The sequence below is a fragment of the Aeromicrobium sp. REDSEA-S32_B7 genome (assembly GCF_001626145.1).
Lineage (GTDB): Bacteria > Actinomycetota > Actinomycetes > Propionibacteriales > Nocardioidaceae > Aeromicrobium > Aeromicrobium erythreum.
Genome location: NZ_LUNF01000212.1, coordinates 1 through 7591 on the forward strand (window position 1 = coordinate 1; position 7591 = coordinate 7591).

Sequence of the window (7591 nt, forward strand, 5' to 3'; positions counted from 1 at the left end):
GCCCCGGGGCTCGTCGTCGCCGCCCTCGTGCACGCCGAGGTGGCCACGTCGGGCGCGTTCGCCGCGCACGGCGGCATGGTCGCCCGCGCGGCCGAGCGTCTCGTGCTCGTCGTGAAGGGCGTCGACCCCGCCTCCGTCGTCGTCCCCGAGGCCGGCCACGCCGCCGAGCCCGCCGGCTACGCCGCCGCCCTCACCGCTTACGCCCGCGGCGACGCCACCGGCATCCAGCAGTGGCTCCAGTACGCCTCCCAGGCCCAGGCGCGCGGCGCCGAGGCGTCCCCGGTCGCGCAGGGTCGGCGCTGAGGCTCTGCCTGCTGCTGTCCTTGTCCTGGGGCTGCGTCGGCGCGGCTTCTTGGTGACCTGCGGCTGCGCCGGCGCGGCTTCTTGGTGTCCTGCGGCTGCGTCGGCGCGGCTCTCTGCACGGGTGGGGCTGCGCTGGCGCGGCTTCGACTCGTCCTGCGCTCCGCAAGGGCCTCGACCGGGCGGCTGGGTGGCGCACTGGTCCGGGATCTCGGGCTGCGGGTTGGTGTTGAGGGTCGAGCGGTGCCCACCCCACCCTCAAGGGCACCCACGATTCGCCATTCACGCGCCCGGGATCGAACGCTTCTGCGTTGGCGACGGGATCCCGTAGGAAACGCAGCAGCCTTGGAGTCCTACGCACGAACGCAGATCCTTGCGTCCGACGCGAGCCACAGCCCGAGACCCCAGACCAGCGCGCCCGCCAGCCGCCCGGTCGAGGCCCTTCGGAGACCACACCCACACTGAGCCGCGCGGACGCAGCCCCACCCGAGCGCGAAGCCGCGCCGACGCAGCCCCACCCGAGCAGCAAGCCGCGCCGACGCAGCCCCACCCGAACGAGAACCGCGCCAGCGCAGCCGCAGGTCGACGAGGACCCCCGCCAGCGCACCCGCAGGTCGACGAGAAGCCCGTCAGACCCGCGGAGCCAGCTGGTCGTAGATCCAGGCGTACGTCTTCTCCAGGCCGTCGCGCAGGGAGATCGACGGCTCCCAGCCGTACAGCTCGTGGAACATCGTGTTGTCGCTGTTGCGACCGCGGACGCCCTGCGGGGCGCTCAGGTCGTGCTGCTTCTGCACGGTGATGCCGGCGATGTCCTCGAGGATGCCGATCATCTGGTTGATGGTGACGAGCTCGGAGGAGCCCAGGTTGACCGGCTCCACGTTGTCGCCCTTCAGGATCTCCTGGGTGCCGCGGACGCAGTCGTCGATGTACATGAAGCTGCGGCTCTGCTCGCCGTCGCCCCACACGTCGATCGTGTGCTCGCCGGTGAGCTTGGCCCACGCGATCTTGCGCGACAGTGCCGCGGGGGCCTTCTCGCGGCCGCCCTCGAACGTGCCCTCGGGGCCGTAGACGTTGTGGTAGCGGGCGACGCGGGTGTGCAGGCCGAAGTCCTCGCGGAAGTGGCGCGCCATGCGCTCGCTGAACAGCTTCTCCCAGCCGTAGCCGTCCTCCGGGTCCGCCGGGTAGGCGTCGGACTCCTTGAGGGCGGTGACGTCGGGGTCGGTCTGCTTGGTGCCGTTGTAGACGCAGGCCGAGCTGCTGTAGAAGAACTGCTCCGTGCCGGCGTCGCGCGCGGCGACGAGCATGTTGGTGCTGGTCAGCACCGACAGCATGCACTCGGCCTTGTTGTTCTCGATGAAGCCCATGCCGCCCATGTCGGCGGCGAGGTTGTAGATCGCCTGCGTGCCCACGGCCATCTTGTGCGCGTCGCCCATGTCGGAGCAGTCGGCGACGACGTTCTCGGCGTCGGCGGGGACCTGGTACCACTCCTCGACCGGCTTCTTGTCGACCGCGCGGACCTGCAGGCCCTGTGCCAGCAGGTCGGCGGCGAGATGTCCGCCGATGAAGCCGCCCGCACCCGTCACCAGAACCGTCATGCCTCGTCCGCCCTCCGTGGGAAGTCGCCCGCGACGTCGGCCGCGGCGTGTGTCCGTACGCCTGTACAACGACCGGGCGCGAGGACGTTACGGGTGGGTGCGTGACGAACGCCGCAGACACGTACCCCGACCTGTACGTCACCCGGGCCGCCACCTGTGCCGTGACCCGGACGCCGCCGCGTCGTTGGAACGCGAGAAGGGCCGAGGGAGAGATGGTCGCTGGCCTAGACTTCGCATCGACCCGCCGAGGGCGGGAGCAGGAGGGAGAGCCGTGGACCTGCGGCAGTTCGTCGGCGCCCTGCGCGCGCGCTGGATCTTCAGCACCGTCACGTTCGTGGTGGGGGCGATCATCACGGTCGCCGTGGTGCTGCTGTCCTCGCCGCAGTACGGCTCGTCCGTGAAGGTCTTCATCTCGACGCCGTCGGGCGGCTCGGCGGAGTACGCGGCCTCGTTCATCGTCACCCAGCGCGTCGCGTCGTACGCCGAGCTCGCGACCGACCCGTCGCTGCTGCAGCGCGTCGTCGACGACCTGAACCTCGACGAGTCGGTCGAGGACCTCGAGAAGCACGTGTCGGCGACGGTCATCACCAACACCCAGACCATCGACCTGCAGGTCACGGCCGACACGCCCGAGGGTGCGCAGCGCATCGCCGGTGCCACGGCCGACCAGCTCGTCGACCTCGTCGAGCAGCTGGAGCGTCCGTCGATCCGCGACGAGGCGCCCGCCATCGCCGCCCGCATCGCCGCCGAGCCGAGCATCAGCGACGTCCCCGTGTCGCCGAACATCCCGCTCAACATCGGCATCGGCCTGCTCGTGAGCCTGTTCCTGGCGATCGTTGGGGCCCTGCTGCGCGACCTCTTCGACCGCACGGTCAAGTCGCGGCAGGACGTCGAGCGGATCAGCGAGCAGGCCGTCCTCGCGACGCTGCCCTTCGACCCGCTCGTCAAGCGCACGCCGCTCATGACGGAGACCGGCGGCAGCCTGGCCGAGGCGTTCCGCGTGCTGCGCACGAACCTGCAGTTCTCCGACATCGACGGCGAGAGCCACGCGATCCTCGTCTCCAGCGCGCTGCCGAACGAGGGCAAGACGCTGGTCGCCACGAACCTGGCGCTGTCGATGGCGCAGTCGGGCCGCTCGGTGCTGCTCATCGACGCCGACATGCGCAACCCCAACGTCGCCGAGCTGCTGGGGCTCGAGAACTCCGTCGGCGTCGTCACGGTCCTCGTCGGCCGCACGTCGCTGGAGGAGGCGACGCAGCCGCACGTCAGCGGCATCAGCTTCATGGGCACCGGCCCCGCCCCGCCGAACCCGGCGGAGGTGCTCGACACGCAGGCCATGCGCGACCTCCTCACGCGGGTCCGTGAGCAGTACGACGCGGTCATCATCGACGCGCCGCCGATGCTGCCGGTCGCCGACGCCTCGATCCTGCTGCCCGAGGTCGACGGTGTGCTGCTGCTGGTCCGCCACGGCTCCACGACCCGCGAGCAGCTGCGCCTCGCCGTCGGCCGCATCCAGACGATCGGTGGTCGTCTCTTCGGCACGGTCCTGAACCGCACCCCGCGCCGTTCGGGCGACGCGGACGGCTACGGCTACGGGTACGGCCACGGCTACGGGTACGGCTACTCCCCGCAGGCGGAGCCCGAGCCGGAGCCGCGCGCCGCCGTGGTCGAGGAGAAGCTCCGCGGCCTCACGACGCGCGGACGACGCGTCCGGCGGTGAGCAGGGTGGGCACCCAGGCATGAGCGGCGTGACGCGGCAGCGGTCGAACGGGACGCTGCGCCCCGAGTGGGTGGAGCAGGTCCGCTCGGCGGTGCCCGCCATCGTCACGGGCCTCGCCGTCGTGCTGCTCGTGCCGCGGGCGGCGTCGTCCGTGGTGGTCGGCGTCGTGCTCCTGCTCGTCCTCACCGGCGTGGCGGTGCTCGCCGTCGTGGGCTTCGAGGGCGCCGCCATCGGCTTCCTGGTGCTCGGCACGGCGCTGTCGCCGCTCGACAACCTGCGCCCCGTCGCGGCCCTGGCGTTCGCGTCGACGTCCGACATCATCCTGCTGCTCGGCGTGTTCGCGCTCGTGCCGGTGCTCATCGGTCGGCGGCTGGTCATCGACCCGCTCTTCCTCGGGGCCGGGGCGGCCTTCGTCGTGGTGAGCCTGTTCACGTCGGCCCTGGCGGCCGACCCGGGGACCAGCCTGAACAACCTGCTGCGCCTGGTGGTCGGGGCGCTGCTGCTCCCCATCTTCTACATGGCATGGCGGCCGCCGCGCGCCGTGGTCGTCTCGCTCGCGCTGGCCTACGTCGCCGGGAACGTCGCGAACGTCGTGGCCGCCTACACGGTCGGCGGCGTCGGCGACGGTGGTCGTCGCATCGGGTACTCGACGCACCCGAACGTCATGGGCCTGTGCGCGATGCTCGCGATCGCCCTGCTGCCGTTCCTGCTGGCCGCTGTGCCACGCGGATGGCGACCGGCGGTCGTGGCCGCGACGGCGGTCTGCGCATGGGGCGTGTGGATCAGCGGGAGCCGTGCGGCACTCGTGGCGGCGGGAGCGGTGCTCGTGCTCTGGGTGCTGGTCAGCCGCTCGGTCACCGTCGCGCTGACCCTCTTCGGGCTGGGCCTGGTGCCGCTGTACTACGTCGGCGTGAACATCTCGAACCTGGCCGCCAGCGACAACGCCCTGGGGCGTCTGCTCGGCGGCGGGTCCTCGCAGGGCTCCAACGCCGAGCGCGAGGTGATCGCCCGCGAGGCGTGGGAGGTCTTCCTCAGCCACCCGATCCTCGGCAACGGCCTGTCCGACGTGCTCAAGGCGCACAACATCTACCTGCAGGTCGCGGCCGCCGTCGGCATCGTCGGCTTCGCGTTCTTCGTGGTCATGCTGGGCTCGACGGTGGTCCGCTCGCTCAGCCTCGACCGCGTCGGCGGGCTCCTCGTCCTGCCCTGCCTGGGCTACCTGATGATCGGCTTCATGACGACGATCCTCTGGGACCGCTACGTCTGGGCGGTCCTCGCCCTCCCGTTCCTCGCGTCGGCGGCGTTCGCCGTCGACCGGGCCAGCGCCGACGCGGACGTCGCGTCGGACGACCCCCTCCCCATCCCGACATCACCGGAGGCCCCATGACCGTCCTCGACCGCGCCACCTGGGTGGCCCGCCGCACCCGTCAGACGGTCTCGGTGTTCGACAACGGCTGGACGGTGCTGCGCCACATGGCGACCGGCGCCGACGAGCTGGCCTTCGAGGTCGACGGCCTGACCATCCACTGCCCCAACGCCCCCGGCGCCCGGGTGCCCGTCTACGAGGTGTTCGCCGAGGACGAGTACTCGCTCGACTGGTTCGCGCAGGGTCTGCCCGACGACGTGCACGTGGTCGACATCGGCGCGCACATCGGCTGCTTCTCCACCGACCTGGTGCGACGGTTCCCGGGTGCGTCGGTGCACTCCTACGAGCCGACCCCCTCCACGGGCGCCTACACGGTCCGCAACGTCGAGTCCAACCGTCTCGGCGACCGGATCACGGTCCACCGCGCCGCCGTGGGGGCGCGGGCGGGCACGCTCGTCATGGCCGACAACGGACCCGGCAGCGGCCACAACGGCGTCCTGCACCTGGGGGAGTCGGGCGCCACCGAGATCGAGGTGGCCTGCGAGAGCATCGCCGACGCCTTCGCGGCCTCCGGCGGACGCGTCGACCTGATCAAGATGGACGCCGAGGGCGCCGAGTACGGCATCGTGCTCGAGTCCGACCCGGCGCTCTGGTCCGGGGTGCGGCGCGTCGTCATGGAGTACCACCACTCCGACGACCACGACTTCGGCGAGCTGCGGACCTTCCTCGAGGCCGCCGGGCTCTCCCTCGTGCGTCACGAGACCGGCGGACCGGGATTCGGACTCGCGTGGTTCTCGCGCGACCCGCTGCCCGCCGCCGGCTGAGCCGACGTCCGCGCTGACTCAGGAGGACGGCGCCACCGGGGTAGGTGGCGCCGTCCAGGGGGTCCAGCATCGCATCAGCTACCAGGCGTGCAGTTCCGTATCGTCGGCCCGGGTCCGCCGGCGGTGACGGGTGTCCCGGAGGCTCGACAACCCAGTGGGACGGGTGATCGCCGCGTGGGTACTGGGTGCTGGGCCGTCTGTGGAGTTGTCCTGCTGCGTCCTTTTCTACGCCTGCCGACGGGACGACGGAACCCCTACGCGGACGTAACCTCACGTGCCCGGTTTCACGAGCGCACGAGCGGCCACCGGCCGGGCGCGCGGCGGGTGCGCAGCCCTCGCTGCACCAGCAGCGCGGTGCCCACGGCGGCGCCGGCCCCGACCAGGGCCCAGAACGCGCGGCCCGTCGTGCTGTGCAGTCCCAGGCGGCTGCGCAGCGCGACCGGACGGTCGAACACCAGCACCGGCCACTCGCGCTCGACGGCGATCCGGCGCAGCGCCTTGTCGGGGTTGACGGCGAACGGGTGGCCGACGGCCTCGAGCATCGGCACGTCGGTCTCGGAGTCGGAGTAGGCGAAGCAGGCGTCGAGGTCGTAGCCGCGCTCCTCGGCGAGCCGGCGCATGGCCGTCGCCTTGTGCGGGCCGTAGGCGTAGAAGTCGACCTCGCCGGTGTAGCGACCGTCGCGCTCGACCAACCGGGTGGCGATGACGTCGTGCACGCCCAGCAGCTCGCCGACCGGACCGACGACCTCCGAGCCCGACGCGGAGACGATGACGACGTCGCGCCCGGCCCGCTGGTGGTGCTGGACGAGGTCGACGGCCTCGGCGTACACGATGGGGTCGATGACGTCGCGGAGCGTGCGGCGCACGGCGTCGCGCACGACCTCCACGTCCCACCCGGCGATGAGCGACGTCATCTGCTGGCGCATCTTCTCCAGCTGGTCGTGGTCGGCGCCGTTGAGACCGAACATGAAGTTCGCGTAGGCGCTGCGGAGCACGGCGCGCCGGGTCAGCAGCCCGCCCTCGAAGAACGGCTTGCTGAAGGCCAGGGCGCTGGACCGGGCGATGATCGTCTTGTCCAGGTCGAAGAACGCGGCCGAACGGGGGCTCACCCGGCCAGGATAGGCCCGCTCGCGCAAGCGTCGTCCACAGGTGCGCACGCCGGTGCGTCGTGCGGCGTCCGTCCGTCCACAGGCAGGGCGGGGCAGGCTTCCGCCGGCCGGCGCCCGCTGGTTGCGTGGACGTCATGGACACCGCGCCCCTGCTCGTGGCCACGGCCGACCCCGACGCGCTGGACGACGCGCTGCGCTGGTGCGCGGCCGTGGGCGTCACCCCCGAGGTCGCGTCGGACGCCGTGGCGGCGCGGAGGTCCTGGTCGGCGGCCCGGGCGGGGCTCTGTGGCGCCACGCGGTGGCGCTCGGCGCGGAGGCCGTCCTCGACGCGCGCGACGAGCCGGTCGTGCTCGACCGGCTCGGTGCGCTGCTCGACGGCGACGGCGAGGCAGCCAGCCTCGCCGTCGTCGGAGCGGTGGGCGGAGCGGGTGCGTCGACGCTGGCCACCGCAGTCGCGCTCGAGGCGGCACGTCGTGGTCATCGGCCGGTGCTGGTCGACGCCGACACCAGGGGAGCCGGCGTCGACCTCGTCCTCGGCGCCGAACGGGTCGAGGGCGTGCGCTGGTCCGCCCTGGGTGGCGCCGACGGGCACGTCGGCGCCACCCGCCTCTCTCGGCTGCTGCCCGAGCACCGCGGGGTTGCGGTGCTGGCCTGCCCGCGCGACGGTGCCGCGGTGC

5 protein-coding genes and 2 pseudogenes are annotated in these 7591 nt (G+C 72.3%); 5 read left to right on the forward strand and 2 right to left on the reverse strand.

What is annotated here, in order from left to right:
- A pseudogene (locus A6Q79_RS13945) lies at positions 1-303 on the forward strand (oxidoreductase); the annotation flags it as partial.
- Between the two features lie 626 nt (positions 304-929).
- On the opposite strand, the gene A6Q79_RS13950 reads toward A6Q79_RS13945, so the two are convergent.
- On the reverse strand, positions 930-1895 hold the full coding sequence (locus tag A6Q79_RS13950; protein ID WP_317698640.1) for an NAD-dependent epimerase/dehydratase family protein: 966 nt from the start codon (positions 1893-1895) through the stop codon (positions 930-932).
- A 271-nt stretch (positions 1896-2166) separates the two neighbouring features.
- Between A6Q79_RS13950 and A6Q79_RS13955 the strand changes: the two genes are divergently transcribed.
- Genes A6Q79_RS13955 through A6Q79_RS13965 form a run of 3 tightly spaced genes read left to right on the forward strand, consistent with a single transcriptional unit; the run spans position 2167 to position 5805 of the window.
- Positions 2167-3615 carry a polysaccharide biosynthesis tyrosine autokinase gene (locus A6Q79_RS13955; RefSeq protein WP_067859982.1) on the forward strand — a complete coding sequence of 483 codons (1449 nt, stop codon included), beginning with the start codon at positions 2167-2169 and terminating at the stop codon, positions 3613-3615.
- A 19-nt stretch (positions 3616-3634) separates the two neighbouring features.
- Positions 3635-5002: an O-antigen ligase gene (locus tag A6Q79_RS13960; protein WP_067859979.1), complete on the forward strand. Its 1368-nt coding sequence runs from the start codon at positions 3635-3637 to the stop codon at positions 5000-5002.
- Positions 4999-5805, forward strand: a complete 807-nt coding sequence (locus tag A6Q79_RS13965) for an FkbM family methyltransferase (RefSeq protein ID WP_317698641.1) — start codon at positions 4999-5001, stop codon at positions 5803-5805. Before A6Q79_RS13960 ends, A6Q79_RS13965 begins: the two co-directional genes overlap by 4 nt.
- A 284-nt stretch (positions 5806-6089) precedes the next feature.
- On the opposite strand, the gene A6Q79_RS13970 is transcribed toward A6Q79_RS13965, so the two are convergent.
- A complete protein-coding gene (locus tag A6Q79_RS13970; RefSeq protein WP_286689871.1) occupies positions 6090-6914 on the reverse strand; it encodes an HAD family phosphatase in 825 nt (274 codons plus the stop codon).
- A 298-nt stretch (positions 6915-7212) separates the two neighbouring features.
- Here A6Q79_RS13970 and A6Q79_RS13975 point away from each other — a divergent pair.
- Positions 7213-7591, forward strand: a pseudogene (locus A6Q79_RS13975) (hypothetical protein); the annotation flags it as partial.

What these genes read in the sequence shown, in the direction of transcription:
- A6Q79_RS13950 (WP_317698640.1), bottom strand. Translation starts at nt 1,895, where the DNA reads ATGACGGTTCTGGTGACGGGTGCGGGCGGCTTCATCGGCGGACATCTC.
- A6Q79_RS13960 (WP_067859979.1), top strand. Translation starts at nt 3,635, where the DNA reads ATGAGCGGCGTGACGCGGCAGCGGTCGAACGGGACGCTGCGCCCCGAG.
- A6Q79_RS13965 (WP_317698641.1), top strand. Translation starts at nt 4,999, where the DNA reads ATGACCGTCCTCGACCGCGCCACCTGGGTGGCCCGCCGCACCCGTCAG.